The organism is Reyranella sp. (assembly GCF_965279465.1).
Taxonomy (GTDB): domain Bacteria; phylum Pseudomonadota; class Alphaproteobacteria; order Reyranellales; family Reyranellaceae; genus Reyranella.
In genome coordinates, this window is sequence record NZ_OZ257242.1 from 3,658,669 (window position 1) to 3,684,474 (window position 25,806).

25 protein-coding genes and 1 pseudogene are annotated in these 25,806 nt (G+C 63.4%); 8 read left to right on the forward strand and 18 right to left on the reverse strand.

Annotated elements, in window-relative coordinates:
• Positions 1-102: 102 nt before the first annotated feature.
• Positions 103-2,046 (reverse strand): PhoX family protein, encoded by a 1,944-nt coding sequence (locus ACQY8M_RS17915; RefSeq protein WP_428674639.1) that lies wholly within the window; start codon positions 2,044-2,046, stop codon positions 103-105.
• Positions 2,047-2,394: 348 nt separating this feature from the next.
• On the opposite strand from ACQY8M_RS17915, the gene zwf reads away from it, so the two are divergent.
• Positions 2,395-3,861 (forward strand): glucose-6-phosphate dehydrogenase, encoded by a 1,467-nt coding sequence (gene zwf, locus ACQY8M_RS17920; RefSeq protein ID WP_428674641.1) that lies wholly within the window; start codon positions 2,395-2,397, stop codon positions 3,859-3,861.
• 12 nt (positions 3,862-3,873) lie between these two features.
• On the opposite strand, the gene ACQY8M_RS17925 is transcribed toward zwf, so the two are convergent.
• From ACQY8M_RS17925 to ACQY8M_RS17945, 5 genes and pseudogenes are all read right to left on the reverse strand, one after another.
• Positions 3,874-4,227, reverse strand: a complete 354-nt coding sequence (locus ACQY8M_RS17925) for a VOC family protein (protein ID WP_428674643.1) — start codon at positions 4,225-4,227, stop codon at positions 3,874-3,876.
• Positions 4,228-4,732: 505 nt separating this feature from the next.
• A pseudogene (locus ACQY8M_RS17930) lies at positions 4,733-4,897 on the reverse strand (JAB domain-containing protein); the annotation flags it as partial.
• A 106-nt stretch (positions 4,898-5,003) separates the two neighbouring features.
• On the reverse strand, positions 5,004-5,234 hold the full coding sequence (locus tag ACQY8M_RS17935; protein ID WP_428674645.1) for a helix-turn-helix domain-containing protein: 231 nt from the start codon (positions 5,232-5,234) through the stop codon (positions 5,004-5,006).
• Positions 5,235-6,104: 870 nt separating this feature from the next.
• The gene (locus ACQY8M_RS17940; RefSeq protein ID WP_428674647.1) at positions 6,105-6,464 is read right to left on the reverse strand and encodes a hypothetical protein; all 360 of its coding nucleotides are present in this window, start codon (positions 6,462-6,464) and stop codon (positions 6,105-6,107) included.
• Positions 6,461-6,694, reverse strand: a complete 234-nt coding sequence (locus tag ACQY8M_RS17945; protein WP_428674649.1) for a hypothetical protein — start codon at positions 6,692-6,694, stop codon at positions 6,461-6,463. The genes ACQY8M_RS17940 and ACQY8M_RS17945 overlap by 4 nt, the downstream gene beginning before the upstream one ends.
• 96 nt (positions 6,695-6,790) lie before the next feature.
• Between ACQY8M_RS17945 and ACQY8M_RS17950 the strand changes: the two genes are divergently transcribed.
• Both ACQY8M_RS17950 and ACQY8M_RS17955 read left to right on the forward strand, forming a co-directional pair.
• A complete protein-coding gene (locus ACQY8M_RS17950; protein WP_428674651.1) occupies positions 6,791-7,009 on the forward strand; it encodes a ribbon-helix-helix protein, CopG family in 219 nt (72 codons plus the stop codon).
• 405 nt (positions 7,010-7,414) lie between these two features.
• Positions 7,415-7,651, forward strand: a complete 237-nt coding sequence (locus ACQY8M_RS17955) for a hypothetical protein (RefSeq protein ID WP_428674653.1) — start codon at positions 7,415-7,417, stop codon at positions 7,649-7,651.
• A gap of 816 nt (positions 7,652-8,467) precedes the next feature.
• Here ACQY8M_RS17955 and ACQY8M_RS17960 read toward each other — a convergent pair.
• The 3 genes from ACQY8M_RS17960 to ACQY8M_RS17970 all read right to left on the reverse strand — a co-directional run bounded on the left by ACQY8M_RS17960 (position 8,468) and on the right by ACQY8M_RS17970 (position 9,442).
• On the reverse strand, positions 8,468-8,650 hold the full coding sequence (locus ACQY8M_RS17960) for a hypothetical protein (protein WP_428674655.1): 183 nt from the start codon (positions 8,648-8,650) through the stop codon (positions 8,468-8,470).
• 82 nt (positions 8,651-8,732) lie between these two features.
• Entirely contained in the window at positions 8,733-8,921 is a 189-nt protein-coding gene (locus ACQY8M_RS17965) for a hypothetical protein (protein WP_428674657.1), read from the reverse strand.
• A 140-nt stretch (positions 8,922-9,061) separates the two neighbouring features.
• Positions 9,062-9,442: a hypothetical protein gene (locus ACQY8M_RS17970; RefSeq protein ID WP_428674659.1), complete on the reverse strand. Its 381-nt coding sequence runs from the start codon at positions 9,440-9,442 to the stop codon at positions 9,062-9,064.
• A 137-nt stretch (positions 9,443-9,579) separates the two neighbouring features.
• Here ACQY8M_RS17970 and ACQY8M_RS17975 point away from each other — a divergent pair, with 137 nt between their 5' ends.
• Positions 9,580-10,584, forward strand: a complete 1,005-nt coding sequence (locus ACQY8M_RS17975; protein WP_428674661.1) for a hypothetical protein — start codon at positions 9,580-9,582, stop codon at positions 10,582-10,584.
• 154 nt (positions 10,585-10,738) lie between these two features.
• Positions 10,739-11,206, forward strand: coding sequence for a hypothetical protein (locus ACQY8M_RS17980; protein ID WP_428674663.1), 468 nt, complete (start codon positions 10,739-10,741; stop codon positions 11,204-11,206).
• Here the strand turns inward: ACQY8M_RS17980 and ACQY8M_RS17985 are convergent.
• Entirely contained in the window at positions 11,203-11,394 is a 192-nt protein-coding gene (locus tag ACQY8M_RS17985) for a hypothetical protein (protein ID WP_428674665.1), read from the reverse strand. The two genes, ACQY8M_RS17980 and ACQY8M_RS17985, sit on opposite strands and share 4 nt — an antisense overlap.
• Positions 11,395-11,741: 347 nt before the next feature.
• Between ACQY8M_RS17985 and ACQY8M_RS17990 the strand changes: the two genes are divergently transcribed.
• Entirely contained in the window at positions 11,742-12,155 is a 414-nt protein-coding gene (locus ACQY8M_RS17990; protein WP_428674667.1) for a hypothetical protein, read from the forward strand.
• A gap of 211 nt (positions 12,156-12,366) precedes the next feature.
• Here ACQY8M_RS17990 and ACQY8M_RS17995 read toward each other — a convergent pair whose 3' ends face one another.
• From ACQY8M_RS17995 to mddA, 4 genes are all read right to left on the reverse strand, one after another.
• On the reverse strand, positions 12,367-12,690 hold the full coding sequence (locus ACQY8M_RS17995; protein ID WP_428674669.1) for a hypothetical protein: 324 nt from the start codon (positions 12,688-12,690) through the stop codon (positions 12,367-12,369).
• A 1,559-nt stretch (positions 12,691-14,249) separates the two neighbouring features.
• Positions 14,250-16,355 (reverse strand): alpha/beta fold hydrolase, encoded by a 2,106-nt coding sequence (locus tag ACQY8M_RS18000; protein ID WP_428674671.1) that lies wholly within the window; start codon positions 16,353-16,355, stop codon positions 14,250-14,252.
• Between the two features lie 4 nt (positions 16,356-16,359).
• A complete protein-coding gene (locus ACQY8M_RS18005; protein WP_428674673.1) occupies positions 16,360-16,974 on the reverse strand; it encodes a TetR/AcrR family transcriptional regulator in 615 nt (204 codons plus the stop codon).
• Positions 16,975-16,994: 20 nt separating this feature from the next.
• Entirely contained in the window at positions 16,995-17,768 is a 774-nt protein-coding gene (gene mddA / locus ACQY8M_RS18010; protein WP_428674675.1) for a methanethiol S-methyltransferase, read from the reverse strand.
• Positions 17,769-18,188: 420 nt separating this feature from the next.
• Between mddA and ACQY8M_RS18015 the strand changes: the two genes are divergently transcribed.
• On the forward strand, positions 18,189-20,255 hold the full coding sequence (locus ACQY8M_RS18015; RefSeq protein WP_428674677.1) for an ATP-dependent helicase: 2,067 nt from the start codon (positions 18,189-18,191) through the stop codon (positions 20,253-20,255).
• A gap of 67 nt (positions 20,256-20,322) precedes the next feature.
• Positions 20,323-22,278: an adenylate/guanylate cyclase domain-containing protein gene (locus ACQY8M_RS18020; protein ID WP_428674679.1), complete on the forward strand. Its 1,956-nt coding sequence runs from the start codon at positions 20,323-20,325 to the stop codon at positions 22,276-22,278.
• 208 nt (positions 22,279-22,486) lie between these two features.
• Here ACQY8M_RS18020 and ACQY8M_RS18025 read toward each other — a convergent pair whose 3' ends face one another.
• From ACQY8M_RS18025 to ACQY8M_RS18040, 4 genes are all read right to left on the reverse strand, one after another.
• Positions 22,487-22,873, reverse strand: a complete 387-nt coding sequence (locus ACQY8M_RS18025) for a hypothetical protein (RefSeq protein WP_428674681.1) — start codon at positions 22,871-22,873, stop codon at positions 22,487-22,489.
• Positions 22,870-24,183: a recombinase family protein gene (locus ACQY8M_RS18030; protein ID WP_428674683.1), complete on the reverse strand. Its 1,314-nt coding sequence runs from the start codon at positions 24,181-24,183 to the stop codon at positions 22,870-22,872. Before ACQY8M_RS18030 ends, ACQY8M_RS18025 begins: the two co-directional genes overlap by 4 nt.
• The gene (locus ACQY8M_RS18035; RefSeq protein ID WP_428674685.1) at positions 24,180-24,632 is read right to left on the reverse strand and encodes a DUF2924 domain-containing protein; all 453 of its coding nucleotides are present in this window, start codon (positions 24,630-24,632) and stop codon (positions 24,180-24,182) included. The genes ACQY8M_RS18030 and ACQY8M_RS18035 overlap by 4 nt, the downstream gene beginning before the upstream one ends.
• Positions 24,633-24,926: 294 nt before the next feature.
• Complete coding sequence (locus tag ACQY8M_RS18040; RefSeq protein WP_428674687.1) at positions 24,927-25,784, reverse strand: hypothetical protein; 858 nt, start codon at positions 25,782-25,784, stop codon at positions 24,927-24,929.
• Between the last annotated feature and the right edge of the window lie 22 nt (positions 25,785-25,806).

The following is a 25,806-nucleotide window of genomic DNA, read 5'->3' on the forward strand; positions in this document are numbered from 1 at the left end:
CCAACCTGGGCTGGAACTTCAGCGGTGATTCGCGGCGGTGTCGATGACCGACATCGAAACCGCCACGCGGTTCGGTGAAAGCGTCCGATCGTCGCCTATTCGTCAGCTCTGCGAGATCTTGATGCTGGTCGGCTCGGCCGTGATGTACCCCACGGCGGCACCGAAGCGGTCGCGGTAGTTGGCGCGCACCAGCGGGTCGAGCGTCAGCTTGACCTTGTCGTGCAGGCCTTTCTGCCAGTCGCCGGAGTGCTGGAAATTGCTCATGATGTAAGTCCAGCCGTTGATCTCGTCGACCGCATGCAGGCCGGTCGATTCGGCGCCGGACGGCAGCGACATCACGCGCGACAGCTCTTTGGTGTCCACATTGTAGGCCCACAGAAAATTGTTGACGTGCGTGCCGCTGTCCTCGCCGATGAAGAGGGTTCTCATCTTCTCGGAGAATTTGAGGTTGTCGGGATTGGCCACGCGGTCGACGGCCGCAATGTTGCCCAGCGCGTCGGGGGGGATGTCCTCGCCGACCATCAGCATCCTGGTTTTGACCGGCACCCACTCGCTGTCGATCGCAGCGCCGCTGGTGTCCTTCTGGCCGCCGGCGAGATTGTGGGCGAGGATGCCGCCCGCGACCAGCGGCTTGTCGAGCGCGACGCCGCTCGCGGCGTTCCAGCCCTTGCCGGTCTTCACCATCGAATCGACCATGTTCTGCAGGGCCGAGTAGGCGATCTTGTCCTTGGCGTTGACCGTGGTGCCTTCCATCTTGCTGAAGCCCATGCTGCCGCCGGCGAGATAGGCGTAGCGATGGGTCTCGAGGAAGGCGGCTGCCTTCTCCATGCCGGCGTTGAGCTTGACCCAGTTGGCCTCGCCGTTGGCGAAGATCTTGGTGTAGCTCGGATCGTTCGGGTCGGTCATCGACACCGCCATGATGTCGGGTGTCTTCAGCGTGTCCGCGCGCTTCTCGATCTCGGCGCTGGTTGCGTGGCCGAGCTTGACCCACGTGAGCGCGGCACCCGGCGCGGCGGGATCGATCGAGAAACCCTCGCCGAGCCTGGCGACGTAGAGCGTGCCGGCCGACAGGTCCTTGGGCCTGTCGGCGATGAACATGAAGAGTCCGCTGTTGGTCGCGTCATCGCCCATCAGAACGGTGCGACTGTCTGGCATGACCTGCACCAGCTCGTGCGAGATGCGGCCCAGGCAATAGTGCTTCACGACGGTTCCAGTGCCATCGGGGTGAACCGTGATCTCCGGCAGATGTCCGTAGTGATAGGGATTGGCCTTGGTCTCGTCGCCGTAGAGATTGCGGCTGAACTGCTTGAAGATCTTGTTGCCGGCGATCGAGGCCGCGTCGGGCTCGTACTCCTCGCTCGACAGATGGGTGTTCCACGGCGACAGGCTGGCGCCACAGGTGATCCACAGGCCGTGCGCCTTGGACGTGTCCACATTGTGGTACTTCGCCAAGGTCAGCTTACCGGTGCTCTGGTCCTGGTCGAGGGTGAGGACGGCGATCGGCGAGGGCAGGGTGCCGTAGGTGCGGGCGCCGCTCTGGTCGCCGCTCGTGTACTCGAACTGCACGACGGCGAACACCGGCTTGCCCTTGATCCCCGGCACAGCGGCGTCCGGCAGCGCGAGCAGCGAGGTGCCGTCGGGTCCGTCGGAGAATATCTGCCGCTCCTTGCTCGCCACCGACTTGTCGATGATTGGCTTGTTGTCGATGTCGACATAGCCGCCCGCGAGAATCGTGCCGCCCTTGCCGTCGGGCACCATGTCGCCGGTGATGAAAAAGGGCTGGTAGGCGAGCTTGAACTGGTGGGTGGTGCTGTCGCTCATGGTGACGGTGAGCGTCGAGCCGATCGTGGTCGTCGCCATGGCCGCGGGATCGGCGAGAGTGGGCGCTGGCATCGAGCTGAACGTGGCAGTGGCGAACGTCGCCGACTGGGCGCGGGCGGGACCGGCAAACGCGGTCAGCAGGGACGCCGCGGTCGTGCCGGCCAGCGGCAACATCGGCACGCCGGCAAGGAGCTTGATCGCTTGGCGGCGAGATGAGCGGTGCATGTCGTTCTCCGATTCGTTTGTTCGCGTCCTGTACCGCTGCCGAGTGAACGTTTCATGACCTCGCGACGCGAGCCTGCTGAATTGCTCCGACAGTTCGCCTCCGTGTACGCACCATGGCGGAATGCCTCAAAAGGACGGCTCGACGAGACGGCTATTCGTGTCCGTCTGGGACATCGGCGAAGTGCGGAGACGAACACGCCGCGTTGACCCCCTCCCGCGCAGCAGGCTAAGCCCTTGTCCGACCGAGTGAGAAGGGGCGGAGGTTCCTTTGTACGCTCGCGGGAAGGGAAATTCTCTCGCTGGTTACATTGTGAAATCGCGTCTGAACGAAACCTCCGATGGGGCGCCATGTCCGTGAAGAATGCGTCAAGGGTCGGCCCGCGACATCCTCAAGTCGTCGTCCTGGTGGGAGCCACGGGTGACCTGTCGCAACGGAAGCTGCTGCCGGGACTGTTCCACCTGTGCAGGGCCGGATTCATTCCCGGCTGCCGCATCATCGGCGTCTCCCTGGACGATCTCGGCACCGATGGATTCCGCGAACTCGCCAGAAAGGCGCTCGAGCAGTTCTCAAGCCGCGCACTGGTTGAAGCCGACTGGGCCGCTTTCTCCCAGATCCTGGATTACGTGCCGATGTCGGCCGGCGCCGGTGCGGTGAAGGCGGCAGTCGAGGCGGCGGAGCGTGCATTGCCCGGCGAGAGCCGTCGCATGCACTATTTGAGCGTGCCGCCCAGCGCCGCCTTGTCTGCAGTACGTCTGCTGGCCGAAGCCGGTCTCGTCGAGGACAGCCGGATCATCATGGAGAAGCCGTTCGGCACCGACCTGGCCAGTGCGGTTTCGCTGAATGCCAGGCTCCATGAAGTGTTCGCCGAGGAGCAGATCTTCCGGATAGACCACTTTCTCGGCAAGGAAGCGGCGCAGAACATCCTGGCGTTCCGCTTCGCCAACGGCCTGTTCGAGCCGATCTGGAATCGCAACTTCATCGATCACGTGCAGATCGACGTGCCCGAGACGCTGGGCCTCGGCCAGCGCTCCGGATTCTACGAGGCGACCGGCGCTTTTCGCGACATGGTGGTGACCCACCTGTTCCAGATCCTCGCCTTCGTGGCGATGGAGCCTCCGACCTCCCTCGAGCCGGCGCCGATCAGCGAAGAGAAGAACAAGGTCTTCCGCAGCATGTCGGTCATCGACCCCCGGAACGTCGTTCGGGGACAATACACGGGCTACCGGTCGGAGGAGGGAGTAGATCCCGAGTCGGACACCGAAACCTTCATCGCGCTGAAGTGCGCCATCGACAACTGGCGCTGGGCCGGCGTCCCATTCTTCCTGCGCACCGGCAAGCGCCTCGCCGAAGGGCAGAGGATCATCTCCCTCGCCTTCCGTGAACCGCCCAAGAGCATGTTCCCGCTCGGCTCGGGCGTCGGCTCGCAAGGACCGGACCACCTGACCTTCGACCTTGCGGACGCCTCGAAGATGTCGCTGTCCTTCTATGGCAAGCGGCCTGGCCCCGGCATGCGGCTGGACAAGTTGAGCTTGCAGTTCGCCATGCGCGACACCGGCCTGATCGGCGAGGTCCTCGAGGCCTATGAACGCCTGATCCTCGACGCGATGCGCGGCGACCACACGCTGTTCACGACGGCCGAAGGCATCGAGCGACTATGGGAGGTGTCGGTCCCGCTGCTGGAATCGCCGCCGCCGGTCCGGCTCTATCCACCGGGGTCGTGGGGACCGAAATCGATCCACCAGCTGGTCGCTCCGCATGCCTGGCGGCTACCGTTCGAAAGGGCCTGGCGCGACCCCGATCGACCGGGCGCCTGAGGCCCTGGCGGGCTATCGCAACGGGCGTGCGAAGCTGAGCTCGTGGCCGTCGGGGTCGCTGAGGTGAAAGTAGCGCTCTCCCCACTCGGCATCGCGCGGCTGCGTCGAGGGCTGGTAGCCCGCGGCCAGCGCCCGGGCATGGAGCGCGTCCACGTCGTCGACGTAGAAGATGACACGTCCCCACCACGACCAGCGCTTGTCCTCGGGCTGTGCCGTCAGGTTGAGATAGCCCGGACCTGCCCGGAAGCTGGTGAAAGAGGCCGCTTCGCCGCCGTACAGCAGGTCGAATCCCAACGTGCGGTAGAATCGGACGGCGCGCCCCATGTCGTGGGTGCCGAGGGTGATGGCACTGATTCCTTCGATCATGGGGCCATAGTAGCCCCAGGCTGCTGAAGCTCGCATGCTCTTTACGGCCGGTCACGGTATTTGGAAGTGTCAGCGTGCTTCGTTCTTGCCCAGCAGGCGCACCAGCATGTTCCTGACGTGATCCTGCCTGCCGAAGAACGCGGCAAGAATACGACAGGAACGAGCCCGAACGTCGCTCGCCGAGGATCTCAGCCAATGCCGCCCGTTGGAGCGCTTCATCCTCCATTTTCTCGAAGAAGCTCGATGCCCTGCTGCAGGACGGCGCTGACGCTGGGAAAGCGCCCGGAAGCGACGAGTGTCTTGGCGACGGAATGCTGATCGTCAGTCAGCGAGATCGAAGACTTCACCGTCGCGGACCTAACCTTGTGGCCAGATTTGACTGCCTTCCGGGCATTACTCGGTCGTACCGGTCGTCAAGGATCAGGAGCCGCGGCTTCTAGCGTCACATGCGGGTTACTCGCGACGCTCGAGATACCCGACGTTCATTGAGATCCGCGTCAAGACGCTACGACAACAACCCCAAGCTCCGGAAGCTCGCATGGCCCTTGCGGCCGATCACCAGGTGATCGTGGATAGCGATTCCCAGCGCTTCGGCGGCCTTGCGGATCTCCTTCGTCATTTCGATGTCCTCGCGCGACGGCTTGGGATCGCCGGAGGGGTGGTTGTGCACCTTGCATTTCGAGACTCCAACGCCTTGAAATAACTAAGAAAATGTTTGGTCTTTGGGAGTTGGGTGCCGGCAATTGGGATATGTTAGCTGAGCGCCGTCGTGATCGTCATGCTCGATCATCCGGCTGCTCGATGACGCGCTTTGAAGCTCGGCACGTAACTCGATTCTTTTCATCCCAGGCATCAAGTTCATTGGCCGGGTAGAGGATGGCCTTACCGATCTTCAAGAACGATGGCCCAATCCGCATTGCTCGCCAGTTTCGCAGCGTGCCCACTGATATGCCGCCACGATAACGCTCCGCCACCTCTTCGGGAGTTAGAAATTTGGCCTCGCTCATCACCGTCTCCTTCAACGGCCGAGGGTGAACCCGACCTTTCCATCGTACTCTGAAACGCCGAGGATGAACGATATGTCGTTCGGGGTCTGGCTTTCAGTAGATCACTGCCACGACGGCCGGCATCCAGTCGCTCACGCCCCTGCACACACATTGATGCAACGCGGTTGTCGCCAGTGGAAGTAGTTTGCCGAAGCTGTCGGGCGGTCGGATACAGAGGGTGGCAAACGGGTCGATGTGCGCGTGGCCGCGATGTCTGCCGAAGGGAGACATCCCAACTGATGAGTCTGAGCTAGGTTGGGATTGCGTTCAAATGATTGGCGGAGCGCCTGTTGGAATTGCGCCGCCGCACCAAACGCCGATTCGATCTTTGCCAAGGTCGGGGTCGAGGGTTCGAATCCCTGCGCCCGCTCCAATTTCTACCAAATAAATCAGATGGTTAGAGCGGCCCCTTGGGGCCGCTTTCTGCTTCCCCGTTCTCGAAACCGGAGCCGGGGAAGCATGTGGGAAGCAGTCCACGGCACAAGACTTCCGAGGCCCCGTTGCATCCGATGCTTGTGGTGCTCTCAGCATAGGATTCGCCGCCGAAAGGCCGTATCACCCACCCGGAGAGGTCGCCATGGTGGAAATGCCAGACCGCGAATATCGTACGCGTTGGCTGTGGGCCGCCGTCATCGCGGCGGACGTCGTTCTCGTTGGAGCGTTCAGCCTTCTGATCGGGGCCATCTGAGCCGGACACGGCAGCTATTAGCGTTTGCGCGGCCTGATCTCGCTGTCGGGCACGGCGAAGACTCTGCCCCGGCCGCCCGCCCAGCCGGGCCCGGCTGCCCGGCCACGAGCTTCTCGCATCGCAGCCAAGCTAATCAGTCCGCCTCACCCAGAGGTCCACTTCAGGATGATCTGCCTGCTGCGCCACGCAATGGGCCACAACGGTCCCTCGCACGTAGAGAAAACGAAGGTCGTCGGAGCGGAGCTGCTCCAGTGATCGTCAGGCACGGCATTGAGGATCATCTTGCGCGCCTTCGCGATGGCTTGCTCCAAGGCGCGGTAGTCGGCTGTCAGGAGCCTTTCCAAGGCGTGAGGCGTCGAGTCGACCTTGTCGAAGGCGCCGTGGTCCAGCAGGAGCGTGAACAACTCAATCGCGCCCTGAACGTCGATCTGCGCGGATTCGATGTCATCGAAGGCCCTGAACGCCGCTGAATGGGTCAGGCGACGGGGTGCGGTGGCGCTCATTGGCCCCTCCATGCCGTGACGGCCGCCAGCAGCGCCTTTCCGACCCGCTCGGCATCGTCCGGCGCCAGCCACAGGGACGAGTGCAGCTGCGCGGCGCGGGTCTGGCCGTGGGCCATGTGGAGGCCGACCAGGCCCCGGCGGTGGTCAATCTCGAGTATCCAGGTGAAGTCCCCGATGCACCCGCCGCGCGGCGGGCATGGTGGTGGTGGTGTATAGTCCTCAGTAGCCATGATCCGGTGTCCTTTCGGGGTTTCCGGGTTGCGGTTAGAGCCTTGGGGTCGGGTTGCAGCCTTCCCCTTGGCTCGCATTTAAGGTACAACCCAAGCATGGGCAGGTCAATAACGGTTGTACCCAAGAAGCGCGGTCGCCCCCCAAAGGGCAAAGATCCGCTTCTCACTGTCCGTGCGCCAGCGCACCTCATCGAAGCAATCAATGCATGGGCAGCCAAAGAGGGCTTTGGGCGCAGCGAGGCTGTGCGTCGCCTCATCGAGCTGGGGCTGGGGCTGGCGAAGGAAGGCGCGGTGAGCCCTCGCCGGGGAGCGTGAGCAACGTTAGCTCTCCGGCGGCCGTTCACTGATCTAACGAATGGTGAAAGGCTATGCCCGAAACGCTGAGCGACCGGGCCGCCGCCGCCCGAGGTCGGGCCTCACAAGCAAGACGACTATCGAAGACTCAAACTAACGCGGCAGACACCGCCCGCCTATCACAATATGCGGCAGAGCTTGAGGCGAAAGCAGACGAGATGGAGGGCCAGTTGGCTCGCCTGGGGCGAGTCCAGATCCCGTCTAATTGCTCGCGCGTGCGCTAGCCCGGGTCGGCCCGGCAAGGCGCTTCCGAGAGGGCTCCACCTCAGCCTCATCATGGACACGACAAACGACAATCTCGCCGCGATTGTATCTTGATTCGGCGCTCTGGCCGCGCTCTCCTTCCCGTCAACAAGGGAGGTCAGTATGGTGCGTGGCCTACGCGCCCCGCTCAGCCCCCGGGAGGAATCGGCGCTACTCCGGGTCGCCCAGGGCAATGCGGGTGCGCATGACGTGGCCGATGAATATATTCGCCGGCTTGTGCTGCTAGAACTCGTGCAAGAGATCGATGGAAAACTCGTGCTGACCGAGTTGGGGCGCGAACGGGTTGCGCCAAAGCCGGAGAAGTGGATCGCGGATGAGGTAACCCTCAAGCGGCCGTAAGTGCGGTGCCCGATCGGAGCCAGCCAAACAGAGACTGGCTATAGGGCCGTTTCAGCCCCGAACAGCGCATCCGGCCGCGGCTGGCCCCCCCGAGCAGCCGTTCGCCGCCCCGATATGCTGGCAGCAGCTAAATTCGTCGGGCTGCAGGTCGGCCCTGCTGGCTGGCGGCATCATTCTCGCTCCGTCCGCAGCGTCCGCCTCTTCCGATGGCGCTGAAACCGCCGCCAGTGCCACCGCGCAGCGCGGACGATCATCAGCGCCGCAAGGGATATCAGGCAGAGCGCGGACACCGAGAGCGCTAGCAGGATTACCCATTCGAGCGCGCTCAGGCCGCGCAGCAGAGGAATTGCGCCGCCCATGCTTCGGCTCCCTTCAAACGGAAGCAAAGGCTCCACGCCCGAGGTCGTTCCCCCGTCACAAGTTTCACGCAGCGCGCGGCGTCTACGAACGGCTTCAGAAGGGCTGTTTTCGCGCTATACAGCGCCCCGGCCGCAGATGGCGCCCAAAATCGGCGAGGCCTTGCGCCTTGGCCAGCGGGCGGGGCGCGGCACGCCCATTGCGCCCTCACGTCCGGCTGTGGTTCATCGCTCGATGCTCGATCGGCCCCGCGACCGCTTCATCCTACTCGCCGTCCTCGCCCTCATGGTGCTGGCCGGCGAGGTCATGGTTGTCCGCTGGCTGTAGCGGTTCGCCGCCAAGGCCGGAAATTGCCCCGCCAGACGCCCCGGCCAGACTGGCCAAGAGTGCCCGTCAGGCCCGCGGCTACGCCGTGCGCACGGAAGGGCCAGGGCGACGGTCCGGATAGAGAGTCGCCCATCAGGACGTGCCAGCTTCCTGAGCGCGCCGCTCCAGGATCACAGCTTCCTCATCCAGCACATCGGCGTAGCGCATCAGGTCCGCTCGCTGGGACCCGACGGTCTGACCATTGGCCAGGCGCCGCGCCATGCGCGCGAGGTTGCGGGCGGCAGCGGCCCGCTTGACCTGTTTTAGCGACGTCATCCGATCGCTTGGCATTCAGAGTGAATGGTCGGATCTGCCAGAGGTTGCCGTCCCGCGTGCCCGCTCGACGCCGTCCACTCGGTCATTCACGGCGGTCTTGCCGGCGCGTCTTCAGCCGATAGCGTCGGAACCACCTCCAGCGCAGCCGCCCGTTACCAACGATCATGAGCGCTGCAAGCGAAAGCAAACAAACCGCGGACGCTGCGACGGCCAGAAAGTTCACCCATTCCAGCGTGTCCAGGCTGCGTAAATGAGAAAGCGCGCCGTCCATGGTTCGCTCCTTGAAAGCCTGAAGGAATGGCGCAGCGGACGCCTTGTCCCGCCGCCACACGTTTCGCCCAGGCCGGGATATCGCCGGGCCTCCGGCAAGGTCGTTTTTCTGCCCGTACGGCGCCTCGGCCGCGGCAGGGTTCAGCCTCGCCCGACCGTGAGCCGATCGAGCCCCGCGAAGTTGAGCAAGCGAGGCCGCAACGCCCACATGAGAAGGCCCCCGAGACCGGCACCGGCACTGCTGGATGCGAAATCGAACAGCGCCGCGGTCCGTCCGGGGGCATAGAGCTGCCCGGCCTCGAGGATTCCCGCGAGCGCGACGAGGAGGATGGTTTGAACGAGGAGCCGCGGCCGCTCGCGATAGGCCAGGGCCATCATGACCACCGTTCCGAAGTACGCCACGGCATGCTCGGCGCGCCCGTTCGCGCCGGTCCTGACCATCTCGTCACCGGGCAGCCAGGAGAGGAGGACGAGCGCGGCGACGCAGGCGAAGAAGGCGGGCCGAAAGGTCATGGCCAGCATGCCAGCGCACTTGCGAAGCATTCAGTCTCCCCGGACGGCGCGATGCTCTCTTTTCGCTGCCGCGCTTTCTGGCCGCCATGGCTCTTCCGGGGCAGCCCGCCGGGCGTAGGCTCGCCCACGGCAGGATCGCCGGAGGGATGAAACCAGCCTTACAGCGGATAGGCCGCACCAAGCCTGCTGACCATCCGGCAAAACTTGCTCACGGTTGGCGGGTGCCGTTTGATCGCGGCATGATCGATCCGCCGCCACTCAAGATCTCGCCTTTCGCCGATAGGATATTTTCGGATAGCTACCTTAAGAAGCTCGACGTCGCCACGCTCAAACGGCTACTCCGACCGAATCTCGATCTGTATGTCGTGGCGGCAACCTCAATGCTGCCAAGAACGCTGCTTTGGCGTGGTGTCCGAGTCGATGAACCGCCGGAACAGGTGTCGCGAATCAGCTATCCTCCACCGCACATCGTCAAGCTGGGCCGCGCCAACCAAGTTGGGCAGCCCATGTTCTACTGCGCAGCCGGTGAGCCTGCGATCCTCTTTGAGATGCGCGCTAGACCGGGCGACTTGGTAGCCTTGTCGGCATGGTCGACCACGACGCCCCTTTGGATGCACAACCTTGGCTTTCACACTGAATCCTTGCAGCGCATCGGCACGACGGCCATGGGAAGCCGACAGTTGTTGGCCAGCCCTATCCCGAATGAGAGTCGAAGGAATGCCCGAATTAGAAGGTTGCTATCGCACGCCTTCACCGAGAGCGTGCCCGAAGGATTCGAGTACCGCTACAAACAGTCAATCGCCATACAGGAGCTATTGCTAAGCGCCCCCTTAGAACAACCGGCAGCTGGAACGGTCTACCCCAGCCTGCAGTTGAAGGGTGAAGTCGATAACGCCGTGATCTTGCCCGAGTTTGTCGATCGAGCTCTCAAGCCGGAAGCCGTTCAACTGCTGTTCGTTGAGGCGGTTGACGAGAAAGCCTTTAGCTACACGGTGCAGTTAAGACGACAATCGCAACAGATCAGCGACGGCCGCATAGCGTGGGCGGCCGCTCCCTCGTCTCAGAACCGCATTCATTTTGGCCTTGAGAATGGAACATGGGTCATTAGGGACGATGACGGCGATCGCTTCATCTTCACCGGACGCGATTGATTTGTAGTTGTCGTCAGCACTGACATTCGCCGCGCTGGGCCGCGTCCGGCCGAAACGGCCCGCGCATACGCCTTGCCAGCTTGCGGGCTGAAGCTTATATCGCCGACATGTGGTGGGAACAGTCCCGCCGCCGAGGGCAAGGAGGCCCACGACCATGCTTCGCAAGACAATTGCCACCCGTGACTTGGAACGCGCCGCCAAGGCATTTTGTCGCCGCCGTCCGAATGAGTTGCAGGCCATCAACGGCAAAGTCACCCGAAAAACTTGGGAGACCCTGAGCGAACCCGAACGATTTCACATCTGTACCGCGCTGACTTCTGCGCTCGGAGCGCTCGGTATCACCATCGAGGATGAGCCGGCCAAGCCTGCTAATCCCGCCGCTTTTTTTCATAGTGTCGGAGTCGCCCTATACGGCGACCAATACGTCGCGCCGCTGGCCTTCAAGCTCAAGGCCGAGAAAAACACCTTGGGCAAGTGGCGGGACGGGAAATCGCGCATCCCCGGCGGCGTTTGGAACGAGCTATCAATTCTCCTGCACAATCGTGGACAGGTCGACTTCAGGGCTATGGAGATGCAAGCGCTCGAGCTTGCGCTGGAACCAGATAAGCCTTGGAATATCTAACGAGCAGAACGAGTAGGAACGAGGCGTGGGCCTACGCCTTGTCCGTTCGGCAGGTCGGCGGTGAGCCGGGTAATCGCCGCCGCGACGGCCGCCGCGTAGAAGCCCATCGCGAGCAGCACGCCGAACACGAGACCGGCCAGCGGGTACGGGGCGAGGATGACCAGTAAGGCGATCAGCAGGGTTTCCATCGAGGTCACTCCTGTGCGGCGAGGCCGCAGCGACCTCTCCGACGCAACGCGCGCAGTAGTGGGCGGTTCCATGCTTGCGCGTGCGCTACGGCCGTACTGCGCGCCGGCCGCGGATTATCCCACCAGCGTCCGCCCCCATGGGCTCGCGACAGCCTCAAATTTGCCGGGCCGCCCGATGATTTTCCCGCCGACCCTGACTCACCACCGCCGGAACGCGCTCGTGAGGTTTCAAAGTGCGATGGAACCCCCGACATCAAATGGCATTGTCACGAGCAGCCGACAGGGACTACGCACGTAAAGTCGCGCCGTCGGCGATGCTCGCGACGCCCCCATCCGAGAGGTCGCTGATGCCCATTCACATGGATATCCTGCCCATTGAGCGCCTGGTCGTGATCGTCGCCCGCGGCCATGTCACTGCCGAGGAGATGGCCGAGAATACGAGGAAGTTGATCGCCGCCAACGTGCCGACATACGCCAAGATCATCGACGTGACGGGTTCGCACTCTGATCTGACACCAGAGCAGGTGGAAAGGGTGGCGACGATGTTGCGCGGAGATCCGACTGCCAAGACGCGGGGTCCCGTGGCCTTCGTCGTCGACCCTCGCCGCCGAGGGTTTGCTGAGGCGTTTGCCGAGGTGACGCGCGGCGAGCGTCCGATCAAGCTCTTCATGAGCCTCCATGTAGCGCGGCGATGGTTACGTGGGGGCGCCCCGGACGTACCTGCCAAAAATATCCATGAGGGCATTCCGGTTTGGGAGTGACCGCGAGCCTTCGCACTTCAATGGGCGCGTCGCACGCCCTGAGCTCCCCCGAAAGCGAATGGAACCCCCCAGCGCCGACGGGTCGAGCCCGAAGTGACCGCGATCCGCCTGAAGCTAACCGGGGCCCGGAGCCGACGCTTCACTAGGTCTTTCCACACAAGCACCCCCGCGCGGCTCGCGCCGGGCGGGGATGTCATGAGACGCTGTAGGCCTAGCGATAAGGGTTTGAAGGCTTTCGATCGTACCTGTTGGGAACGCCGTCGCCATCCTTGTCCCTATCATAGCGGTTCGGCACGCCGTCATGGTCGCGGTCACCCCAGGCCTGTTGCCGGTAGTTGTTGTTCCGCGCATCGTATGCGTTGGGAACGCCGTCACGGTCACGATCGCCCCATGCGCCACCGCGCGGCGGCTGGGGCTGCGGCTGGGGCGTGCCGAAGTAAATATCAACCTGTGCATGCGCCGGCGTGCCGAGCGTTGAAATTGCGATCGTGGCAGCTGCGGCGGCGATGGTAGCGATCACAAATGGGCGATTCATGATTGGCTCCTCTGTTGTTGATCCGAGTGCCACTCAAACGGTCCGCCTCGGCAAAGGTGGCGAGAAATTCTCGTTGCAACTGAGGGGCGCGGTAGGCGTTGAGCGCGACGCAGCAAAGCATTTCGGATGCAAAGACACGGCGCCGTTAGCGCCCGCCCATCGGCGTTTGCGCGCTTTGCGTCTCGTATCCAGGCCATGACGGGAAGTTGATCGCTGGCGTGGGTAGTCCGCATTTGGGCTGAAGGCGCAGTACCGACTACCATTCAACCATGCTTGGCGTATTCCTCGATCCCGAGTGGGAAAGCACCTTGGAATGGGTAATGCTGATCTCCTCGGCGGCGTCTGGCGTCTGCGTGGCTACCCTCTTATCGATGCCGCTATTTCGTCGGTGGCGCCTCGCTTTCAATCGACGCCAGCGCTCCCGACGGCACCACTAGGGCCGGCAAACCCTCTTAGATGACCCCAGCGCCCGGTCGGGCGGCCTCGACCGCGAGCACCGCTGCATCGTGCCGGCGATGGCCTTCTCAGAGCCCGACAAGAACACGCCCAAGGGCGCCGTCGAGTGGCGATGGTTCGAACGCGCCGACAAGCTGCCGTTCTTCTTTGCCGGGATCTGGCGGCCGTGGACCGGCAGCGCGTTGGCGATCCGCTCGATGTATTGGGTGCGCAGATGTGGATTCATCGTCAGCTCGCCACGGCCGTGTCAGCGTAGGGAAAGTGCGCCGCTCCATTCCAAGAATGCACTGAGCCGACCATGAGGACCATCGGCCCTTTGAAGTGGTCGCGGGCCTCACGAAGCCGCCCGGCGGTTGAAGGTGAGGGAGGGGCGTCTTCGCCTTCGGGTATCGATCCCTCGCGCGAACAGAACACAACAGCAGCCAGCCCTTGGATCGCGACCGGAGAGAGAAGACTACGGCAGGCGCGGTCAAGGTTTTCTCTTCACACATGTACTAAAGTGCACTCCTTCTCTTTGACGGAGTAGTGGCCGCCACCTATGGGGGCAAGGAGTCGAACCCTGCGATCGCTGAGTGCATTAACTGTCAGGCCCTTTCCGGCTTATGTCTAGGCGGCTTGTGCCGCGCCGGGATCGCAGAATATGCCTTATGGAATGCGCTCCGGCGCCACGCATTGCCTCCGGCGTTGGGCGTTCGGTCCTCCAATCCATATCCGCTCTTGTCCGCTCCCAAGCCTTCTTTGGCGCGTAAAGCGGCGCCGAGCCGTGGTATAGGGCAGCTGCTGGTGCAAAGGGTCGATTTCAGACCTGACGGAGTTTGAGCTGCAGTGCTGGAAGGCACCGTAGCTCGCACGCGGCCCGCGACGCGGACAAAGGCTCCACCTGCTCCAGGCAAGCGCCGGCGCGTTTTTAGCAGCCGGGTTTCGGCTGCCGCCGCTAGCTACGACACGCGTGGAGCAATTCTCGACGGCGCCCGAGCGGAAAGGTAATCCTCGCGGGTGGCACGCCCACTCGATAGCGAACAGTTGCATTGCGAACAACGGGGCAATCCTGCGGAAATCCGAAAGTCGATGATCCAGGCGCAGAACTCGCCCCAAGGCTGCGGTTAGATCAGCTCCGCGATCATGCGAGCCGCGCGCGCGGCGCCATCAGCCTCGACGGGCTGGAAGATCACCGGTGCATGCAGTATCGCAATCATTTCTGCGGCGATGCGGTCGGGCGTCGCCGTGTCGTAGTCCATGCGTCGGCCTGCTCCATAGTTGGCGAGGCGATGGGCGACGTGGAAATTCTGCTCGAAATGGTTCTTGAGCGGGAAATAGAGAAACGGCGTGCCGGCAGCGGTCAGCTCCATGCAGGTCGTGAGGCCGCCTTGCACTAGCGCGAGGTCGCACGCGGCGAGGTGGCGATCGAGATCCGCTACGAATGCCTTGAGTTCGACGCCGGGTGGCACGACCAGCGACTGGGGGTCGATGCGCGGCCCCGCGACGACAATGATCCGCAGCCCGGGCAATGCGCGACGGACGATAGGAACGCTCTGCAGGATGCGGCGGATCAATGGCGCGCCGACAGCCGAGCCGCCCACCGTGACGATGCAGACGCGCTCGTCGGCATGATAGCCCAGCCGCTCGCGCAACTCGGCGCGGCTGCCCCAGGCGCTGGGATGCTCGCCCATGATGTAACCGGAGAAGTCGAAATGACGTGGGATCCAGTCGCGCATCGCCGGCAGGTCCTTGCCGAACGAAAGCGGCAGTATGTCCGGCGGACCGCCGACGAAGATCGAGCGGTCGCGTACACCGGGATGACCCTCGATGTGCTCAATCATCTCGGCGTTGTAGTCGGTCGCGAGGAACTCCTCGGCCGCGCCCCCGGACGGCATCGGCACGAAGCCGACGAAGTCGGTGAACCAGGCAAGCTGGGCCTTCTTCAGCTCCGGATGCTCGTGCCAATAATGATCGACGTCCCAGGCTTCGTCGGCGATCACGAGATCGTAGTTCGCCGCATCAACGGCATCCTGAAAGTGCATGAAGTTGGCGATCAGCAGCTCGTCCATGCGCCGGATCGCCTGGAACGCATGGAGATCGTGCTCGCCGGCCTCCTCCTCGATGTGTCGCGACTCGCTGGCAAGTCGGGCACTGAGTGGATGGACTCTCTCGCCAGCCGTTTCCAGCAGCCGCGTCACCGGGTCCTGCGCCAGCCAGTCGACTTGCAGGCCGGGATGAAGCTTGCGCAGTTCGCGGGCGACGGCGATGTCGCGTCGGCCATGGCCCAGGCCGATGGGTGACGAGAGATAGAGCGCCTTCTTGCGCGCGGGCCCACGGCTCGTCCTCCGGCCTGGCGCGGGGATCGCAAGGCGCCGATCAAGGAAGTCGTTGATCAGGGCGTTGCACCTGGCCGGGTAACGGCCGAGCGGATTGTGGCCGCCGCCTTCGATGGTGACGAGGTCGCCGCCGCTCAGCTCGGCCACCAGCTTGCCACGCGCATGCGGCTGGATCTGATCGTTGTCGCCGTGGATGGCGAGCAGCGGACACGAGATCTTGCGGTACATCGCTTCGCTCACGTCGAACGACGGTGCGATCGAACGTGCCTCGACGGTCTTCACCAGCACAGAACCGTTGGTCTCGTTGGCCCAGCCAATCCCGTCCTCGATCTGTTTGGTCGAATGCGGTTCGGAGAAAATGCTGCGGACGAAGTGCTCGGCAAAGTCGGGATAGTCTGCCAGCCAGTGCGCGCGATTGTACTTGTTCCAGCCCTCAAACTGCTGCTGCCGTGCCTGGAAATGCTGCGGCAACATGTAGGAATGTGCAGGCCCAATGAGCGCCGCCGTACCCGCGATGATGGCAGCCTTCACTCGGTCGGAGTGATGAGCCGCGAGCACGCAGGCGATCAGGCCTCCAAGGGACAGGCCAACCAGGATCGCCTGGCTTGTGCCGGTTGCGTCCATGACGGCGAGTGCGTCGGCGACGGAGTTCTCGAGCGAATAGGCCTCGATGCATTCGGGCCGGTCAGACATGCCGTTGCCACGCCCATCGTATGCGATGCAGCGGAAGCGCTCGCTGAAGTAGGGCAGCTGCGCCTTGTAAACCCTCGAATGAACGATGCTCCACGGTGGGATGAACAGCATGGCCTGTGGCCCCGAACCGAAGACGTCATAATGGAGCCGCACGCGGTCGCGCTCAACGAAGCCGGTCTGATCGGGCAGCTTCGCGCGCATCGCCTCACCTCCCGCGCGGCCGCGCCTCGAGCGCACGGATCAGGTCGCCGACCCGTCGCAGAGCCTGCCGCACGGGAGAGCCCTGCTTCTCGAAGCCCAGCAGATGGAGGCTCTCCGCGCCAATGAAGGCGTTGGCCACCAGTGCGCCGATCTCCTCCGCCGTGAAGGGGCCGAGGCCGCCGAGCTCCTTCTCGGCCTTGCGCGCCAGCCCCACGATCAGTTCGACCCAGCCCATGATGCCGGCGCGCACGATCTTGGCGACCGCCTTGTCTACCCAGCTCGCCGCGATCAGCTCCTGCAGGACGCGCACGTAGCCCGAGTCGATGTCGTCGTCGAGATAGCCGCAAGCGCGATCCCATTGCTCCGAGAGCGTGAGTACCGGATCGCCGAACAACGCGGTCTGGCGATCGAGCAGCTCGTTGTTGAGGTAGTCGAATAGCGCGAGCACGAGACCCTGCTTGGAGCCGAAGTGATAATGGATCTGGCTGAGCGGGACGCCGGCCGCCGCCGCGACGTCGCGCGTCGACAGGCCTGAGTAGCCCTTCTGGTGCAGCACCTTCTTGGCCGCCTCGAGCAGCGACGTGCCGGTCTCCATCTTCCTCGCCGCCGCCTGACGCATCACCACACCCCGCTGTCGTGTCAGAGCCGGTCGAGCTTGGCCGGCGTGCCCTCATCCGGCTGGACGCGTCGCCGCGGCAGCGGGATCAGCATCGAGACCTGCTCGCGATAGCGGCGGTAGCGGTCGCCAAAGGCGGCGATCAGGTCGCGCTCCTCGAGCTGGATGCCGATCAGGATATAGCCGGTGGTCGCCACTGCGAACAGCAGATGGCCCATCGTCATCGCCGGCGTCGCCCAGAATGCCAGCAGGAAGCCGAGATAGATCGGATGGCGCACCCGCTTGTAGAGGAAAGGCGTCCTGAACCCAGCCGGCGGCAGCGAGTTGCCGCGTAGCCGGCAGTAGACCTGGCGCAGGCCGAACAGCTCGAAGTGATTGATCATGAAGGTGCTGAGCAGTACCAGCGCCCAGCCGAGCCAGAAGATCGCCTGCAGCGCGAATGCACCGATCGGGTTGGTGACCGTCCACACCGGCCCGGGCATCGGCCGCCATTGCCAGTAGAGCAGCAGCAAGGCGAGGCTCGCGAACAGCACGAAGGTCGTGCGTTCCACAGGCTCGGGCACCCGGCGGGTCCACCAGCGCTTGAAGCCGGGTCGCGCCATGACGCTGTGCTGGACGGCGAACAGGCCGAGCAGGACCGTGTCGATCGCCAGCGCCAGCGTCAGCGGTCCAACTTCCCCGCTATCGATCGTCTTGGGTGCCGGCAGATTGCCGACGAAGGCGATGGCGTAGAGGAAAGTGCCGAGGAAAAGCCCGTAAACCGCGACGCCGTACAGGACTGAAGCGATACCGCCCATGTCATCCTCCGTGGCTATAGCGCATTGTCGGTCGATCGACCGAATATCTCGAGAATAATTCGGTCGATCGACCGAGTCAATGAGCGTCGAACTTGTTGACCCGCGCCTTCACGTTGAGCGTGTCGACGTGTTCATGGGGATCGTAGATGCTGCGCGGTCGTATTTGCCGCGACGCGAGTCACGCTTTTCGATCGGCTTTCCGACCGCTTTAACGGCGCCGAGCGCAAGAAAAAGCGACTCGACCTGTTCTGATTTTGTTCCTATACGGGGACTATGTGCAATCTTTCTCGCAATGTCGGCGCCGGATTGGCGCACGCTGCGCATTTCGGCGCGACGTACCGTCGGCTATGAGCGCTCGCACGAAACAAGATCGCCGAATACTTCTATTCGTTGCTGCCCTTTAAGCACCCGTTGCCGTCCATGACCGCAGCGTATCTCGACAAGCTCAATCGCGAACAGCGGCGAGCTGTGGAGCATGGCGTTCAAGACAATGAGTGCGTTCCAGCTCCCGCGCTTCTTGTCATCGCCGGCGCGGGATCGGGCAAGACCAACACGCTGGCCCATCGCGTTGCGCACCTCATCACCAATGGCGCAGACCCACGCCGTATCCTGTTGATGACCTTCTCCCGCCGGGCGGCGACGGAGATGGCGCGTCGCATCGAGCGGATCAGCCGGATTGTTCCTGGCGCGCATGTGGGCGCGATGGGAGATGCGCTCACCTGGGCCGGCACGTTCCATGGAATCGGGGCACGGATCCTGCGCGAATACGCCGAACAGATTGGGATTAGCCCTGCCTTCACGATCCACGACCGCGAAGATGCCGCTGACCTCATGAACCTCGTCCGGCATCAACTTGGCTTCTCCAAGACGGAGAGCCGGTTCCCGACCAAAAGCACGTGCCTTCAAATCTACTCGCGCGCCGTCAATGCGGAGCAACCGCTGGATGTCGTGCTCCGGGGTAACTTTCCCTGGTGCGCCGCGTGGCAGGAGCAGCTGCGGGCCTTGTTCAGGGCTTATGTCGAGGCCAAGCAGGCCCAAAACGTCCTAGACTACGATGACCTATTGCTCTTCTGGGCGCAGACGATGACTGACCCCCTCCTGGCCGGCGACATCGGCGCCAAGTTCGACCATGTGATGGTCGATGAGTATCAGGACACCAATCGCCTTCAGTCGTCGATCTTGCAGGCGCTCAAGCCCGACGGGAGAGGTCTCACTGTTGTCGGCGATGATGCTCAGGCCATCTACTCCTTCCGGGCCGCTACCGTTCGCAACATCCTCGATTTCCCGGCGAGCTTCAGTCCAGCCGCCGATATCGTCACGCTCGACCGGAATTATCGCTCGACACAGCCAATCCTGGCCGCAGCGAACGGGGTCATTGGTCTCGCCTCTGAGCGCTTCACCAAGAATCTCTGGACCGAACGTCAGTCAGCCGAGCGGCCGATGTTGGTGAGTGTCCGCGATGAGGGAGACCAGGCCCGCTATATCGTCGACCGCGTGCTGGAAAACCGCGAGAGCGGCACCGTCTTGAAAGAGCAATCGGTTCTGTTTCGAACGTCCAGCCATAGCGGCCATCTGGAAGTCGAGTTGACGCGCCGCAATGTTCCTTTCGTCAAGTTCGGTGGTCTCAAGTTCCTCGACAGCGCGCACGTCAAGGACCTGCTCGCCTTGCTGCGGTTCGCGCAGAACCCGCGGGACAAGGTCGCCGGCTTCCGTCTCATGCTCCTCATTCCGGGCGTCGGGCCACTATCTGCTCAGCACGCTCTCGATCAGATGGCCGAAGGGCCAGATCCACTCTTTGCCCTGGCTACCATTGCTGCCCCGCCGCGGACCGGCGGGGATTGGGCCAGCTTCGTCCAAGTCCTTCACCAGCTCACGGGCAGCAAGGCGGGCTGGCCGGCTGAAATTGAGCAAGCTCGACGCTGGTACGAACCACATCTCGATCGGATTCACGAAGACGCCGCTGCGCGTCTGGCTGACCTGCTGCAGCTCGAGCAGATCGCCGCCGGCTATACCTCGCGCGAGCATTTCCTCACCGAGCTGACCTTGGATCCGCCCGACGCCACGAGCGACCAGGCGGGCGTCCCGCTTCTCGACGAGGATTACCTATGCCTCTCGACTATCCATTCCGCCAAGGGTCAGGAGTGGAAGGCGGTCTTCGTGCTTAACGTGGTCGATGGTTGCATACCGTCCGACCTCGGCACCGGCACAACCGCCGATATCGAAGAGGAGCGGCGGTTGCTTTACGTCGCCATGACGCGGGCGAAGGACAATCTGTCACTCGTCATGCCGCAGCGCTTCTTCACTCACGGTCAGAACGCGCAGGGCGATCGTCACGTTTATGCATCGCGAACGCGTTTCCTCCCGAAAGCCCTGCTGCAGCACTTCGAGTGCGCAACGTGGCCACCACCAAGCACGCTGACGCGGCAGCAACTCGCTGCGAAACAAGTCCGCATTGATGTTGGGGCTCGTTTGCGCGATCAGTGGTGATTCGCACGTCGTCAGGTTGCAGACGGTCGGGTAGAATGCGAGGTGATCGGGTTTGGGAGCCGCCTTGATGCCACCGCCAGCCTCCGTCGAACGCCGCCTTGCGGCGATCCTTGCCCTGGATGTCGTCGGCTACAGTCGAATGATGGGCATCGACGAGGTAGGAACTTTGTCGGCCCTCAAGGCTCATCGCGCCGTGCTAGTCGATTCGGTTGTTGCCAGGCATCACGGGCGGCTTGTCAAAACGACCGGAGATGGATTGCTCCTGGAATTCGCCAGCGTCGTCGACGCAATCGCGTGCGCGGTTGCGATCCAGCGAGGCATGTTCTCCCGCAACCAGGATGTCGCGGAGGAGAAGCGAATCGTCTTCCGCATCGGCATCAACATCGGCGACATCATCATCGATGACGGCGATATCTTTGGCGACGGCGTTAATGTTGCGGCGCGCCTGGAAGGGCTTTGCGAGCCCGGAGGGGTCTGCATTTCGCGCGCCGCGAATGATCAGGTCCGCGACAAACTTTCGCTGTCGTTTGCCGATCTCGGCGAACATGCGGTCAAGAACATTGCGCGGACGATCGGTGTCTTCGGCCTGTCGGCGTCGGATATCGCGGCGCTGCCTGAGGAGAGGCCGGTCGAAGAAACGCAAAGAGCTGTTTCCGCGGCCGCCCGTCCGCGCAGGAGCAACGTGCTGGTTGGAGTGGGCATCGCCGGTCTTGCCGCCGTCGGGTTCGCGCTCTGGGCGTTTGGGCCGACCGTCCTCGAGATGATGTCGCCAAGCCCGTTCGATCAGCAGCTTCAGGCGGTTGTTGCCAAGACCGCTCCGGCGATTTCCGCCGACTCACGGAAGGAGATCGTGCTGGGTTTCGTCGCCATGAAGCCGAACCGTGCGGTGGCCCTTGCTCCCACGGCCGCAAGGCTCCGCTACACCGGCGACTGGCCCACCCGCGAGCTGGCCGCAGAGAAAGTGCTCGAGAAGTGCCAGCACCGTTTTGGCGAGCCCTGTGCCCTGTTGGCCGTCAACGACGCCGTCGTGACGCCCGGGCCCGGAGGTGTGTGGCCGGTGACGGACGCGCCGCGCGTCCGGTATTCGGGCACCTTCAGGATCGACCAGATTCCCGGGCTGCGTGCCGGGGAGGTGGAGCGCAAGGACATCGCGAATTATTTCACCGAGCCCAGCCCCAAGGCGGCCGCCTACAACGTGTGGGGCTTCATGACCGTCGCTAGCGGAACCGCGACCCAGAGGCAGGCAGAGGAACAGGCGCTGCTGGCGTGCCGGAATGAAGTCACGCGCCTAAAGGCGACTGACGTTTGCCATCTCTATGCGGTCGAGAATCGAATCGTGCTCCCGCTTCGGTCGACGACGCCGATCACCCCGCCGCCGACCATCCCGCCCGTTGCCGGCGCCGCTTCATCAGAAAAGTCTAACGAGACAAGGGTTCGGGCAAAGTTGCTCGAACGGTTGGCAAAGTTGTTGCCGGGACAGGAAGTGGCTGCACACGAATCGCAGGTTGCCAGCTATCAATCGTCGGCCCGGAACAAGGCGATGGCGGCGCTGCCGCCGTCGCGCAGCTGGCGCACGGCAGGCTGGGACAGTGCCGCGACAGCGGAAGAGAGGGCGCTGGAGGGCTGCCAAGTGCGCCACGGCGCTGCGTGCCTCATCGTCGCTGTCAACGACAGCGTGAGCGACTCCGACGCCGCGACACCGCGACCGATGCCCCGGGTTTCGCACCAGGGCCCCTTCGATCCGGAGAGGATACCCGTCGTCAACGATTCATTGCGCAAGCGCGCGGACATCGTTGGCTACAGGGACTCGTCCGGCGCCAAGGCTGCGGCTCTTCATCCTTCGGGCCGACTTGTCACGGCGACCGGTGCCGCGAGCCAACGGGAAGCCGAAACCCAGGTGCTCGACACCTGCAATGCGGAGGCGCGCCGAGCCTCTCAGGCCGGCCCCTGCTATCTGTACGCGGCGGGCAATGACGTTGTCCTGACCAAGCGAGCGCTGGCGCCCGTCACCGGCAGTCCCTGAGGGGAACCGAGCGTTAGCATCTGCACAGGCAAGCGGGAGGCGGGAAGCGGTCTTTGCCCCAGTGCGCGGCGATGTTTGTCCATATCTGTTGTCAATGTCCCACCGGCGCTCGCCAATGAACAGAATTGTTACTTAAGTGATCGGTGGCCGAAGTCGTCGCCTCCATGAAACTTCAAATTCGCCTTGGCCAAACGCTGGCAATCGCGCATCAAGGCGCGCCTCGCTGAAGTCTCCACTCGACCGGAAACACCTTCATCGCCTCCGCAAGCGTCGGGGCAACATCTGCGTGCCCATCCAGGATCGCCTCCACTGTCACGGGAGCCAGCAGAGTCAACCTAAGCACCCTGCTGACATAGGATGAATTGATCTTCTCCGCTCTGGCGATCTCGTTGATCGTGGCGAACCGCCCAGTCTCGAGCATCTTCTGCCACCGAAACGCGCGAGCGATGGCCTTCACCAGCGTGCTGTCAATGTGCGGTGCTGCGGGCGGTACGGGCGCGCCGTCAGGGGCCAAGACCAGCTTTCGGCCGCCGCGCTTGCGGACGGCGAACGGCACCTTGATGGTGACGACGCCGGAATCGCGGGCGGGCCTCACGCAGCCCTCCGGAAACCGTCACCGATGCCGCCGAGCTCTTGCACTACATGTCCCAGACCTTGCGTTCGGAGACGCAGCTCCAGCCCATCAGGCTTGAGGTCTACTCTCTGGACCAACAGCTGTATGATGCGGGCTTGCTCGGCGGGGAACAGCTCGTCCCACAGTGGGTCGAGGCGTTCCAGCGCTTCGCCTACCATCGCCTCCGGCAGTTCGACACCTGCGTTCGCCCCGCGCCACGTGGCCATGACAATCTCCGGCGACTTGAGCAGCGCTCTCAGCTGATTGATGACCGCAGCCTCGATGGCGGCCGCCGACACGCGCCGTATCGCGGCGTCGGAGATCTCGCCCTTCAGCGCCGCCTGGCAGACATAATAGCGGTAGAGCTTGCCGCCGCGACGGGTGTGGGCCGGGCTCATGGCGCGGCCGCTCGGACCGAACAGGAGGCCTTTCAACAAAGCTGGCGTGGAAGCCCTCGAGCGGCACGCCCGCGTCCTCGGGCTCTCGCGCAGGATCGACTGCGACTTGTCCCAAAGGGACTGGCTGATGATCGGCGCGTGCTCGCCGGCATATGCGACGCCCTTATGCACAGCAAGGCCGATATAAACCTGGTTGCGCAGGATTCGGTACAGGCTCTCCTTGTCGATGACGCGGCCCCGGTGACTGCGAACGTCCTCGGCCCTCAGCAGTCGAGCAAGCGTAGTCGCCGAGCCGACTTTTAGGAACCGCTCGAAGATCATTCGAATGACCGCAGCCTCCGGTTCATGAATGACCAGCTTGCGGTCCTGGGCCCGGTAGCCCATCGGCACGAAGCCACCCATCCACATGCCGCGCCTGCGCGAGGCCGCGACCTTGTCGCGAATGCGCTCACCGATCACCTCGCGCTCGAACTGGGCGAACGACAGCAGCACGTTCAGCGTCAGCCGCCCCATGCTGGTGGTGGTGTTGAAGGATTGGGTGACGCTGACGAAAGTCACGCCGGTCCGATCGAACACCTCGACCAGCCTTGCGAAATCCATCAGCGAACGGCTCAGCCGGTCGATCTTGTAGACGACCACTACATCGAGACGACCAGCCTCGATGTCGGCGAGGACACGCTTTAATGCGGGCCGTTCGAGCGTGCCGCCAGAGAAGCCGCCGTCGTCGTATTGGTCCGCCAGTTCGAGCCAACCCTCGGCCCGCTGGCTGGAGATGTAGGCACTGCAGGCCTCGCGCTGGGCGTCGAGGCTGTTGAACTCCATGTCGAGCCCTTCTTCGGACGACTTGCGCGTGTAGATGGCGCAGCGAAGCTTCCGGACGAGCGGCTTCTTCATGCCGCGCTCCGCCGGTTCTTCAGGCCGAAGAAGACCAGCCCGTTCCAACGGGTGCCGGTGATCGCCCGGGCAATCGCCGAGAGCGACTTGTACGGCCGACCTTGCCATTCGTAGCCGTCCTGCATCACCGTCACCGTGTACTCGACGCCCTGGTAGGCGCGCAGGAGACGCGTGCCGGCGATCGGCTGGTCGCTGCCACGCACTTTCCTCACGGCGATAATGCCGCCGTCGAGTTGCTCGCCGAGCTGCTCGAGCCGGCGGACCGTTTCGGGTTTTAACCCGCCATAGGCCAGTTCCTGAATGCGGTACGCCAGCCGGCTCTCGAGGAAGCGCCTGTTGTAGGGCGGGGGCGGGGTGTCGAAGAGCGCTTGCCATTGCTCCTTCAGCTTCGGTGTGGACGTCGCCTTCAGGGCGGCGACGCGGGCCAACACGGTGTCTTGTTGCTTCATGCCGTTCTCCGTTTCGGGGCGCCGGCATGACCGCTCTGGTCGGGCAGGAAGTCGACGGAACTGTCTCCACGGTCGGCAGATAGTCGACTGGACTTCCGGGCGTGAAGACGCATGAGGCCGTGGGCAAGGATTTGGCCAAGTTCGGTCACGCGTTCGGTGGGCGTCGTCGATCGGGATGTAGTGGGTTCATGGTCAATTGGCGCGACCATGACGCTGTGGAATTGATCAGAAACCGAAAAATGCACTCACCAGCGAAGCAGTGCGGTGAAGAAGGAATTTCGGCGTACTTTCGCGTCAATGGCGATGGGCCGTCGTCGGTTCAAGCTTGACGTTGAAAGAGAGGAAGCGGTCGAACAGCGGCGTCTTGCGAAAGAAATGCAACGCCGCGAATCGGCGACCGGGAATCTCTTCTCGTCGGTACTCAAGGAGGCCAAACCACCATAGTGGACGCAGAATTCTTGCTTCCATCGCCATGGTTCCGGTGTCCCATTGGGCCTCCAGCACGCCGTTGACCGGGATGGTGCACAACCGGGTCAGGCGCTCGGGCGACTCCCAGTCGTTCGCAGCTATCGATAACGACCACAAAAGAACGCCGATGTCGCGCTGCGGCCAGTCGTCGTGCAAGCCGCGTCCAAAATAGCCGAGATCGATGCCCCACAGGGCGACGTGGAACAAGAGGGGTTGCAGGGCTTGCCGAGCGCGATCCTCGAGGACCTGCCGTCCGCTCGAAGTAATCTTCAGGTAGCCCTTGCGTTTGCGCACCAATCCCGCCGTTTCGACAACATGACGAACGAAGTGCAGCGGGAGAAAGTCCGGTTCGTTGATCACCTTGTTGAATTGGAACGCCTCGGTCTTGTCGAACCCGGGCCAGGTGAAGAGATCGCGCATCTCGGCCACGACACTGCGCAACATGTTGCCTGTGGCGGTCAGCTTCAGCCCGCGACCGGCCGCCGCCGAGTTCAACAGGACCAGGGCGTTCCGTGCGACGGCCGACTGATCAATTTCCTCGCGAGACAAATCCACGGCAAGGCGAATAGCGCCGCCTCGTGGCGTGAGTGGAATGCGGAGTGCGTCAAAGCTCGGCTGGTCCAGTAATGTCCAGGCCGGCACTATCCCGCCAAGCCAATTCCTGACGGAAGGGTTCTGCAGCATGCCGGGGGCTACCACGGTGACG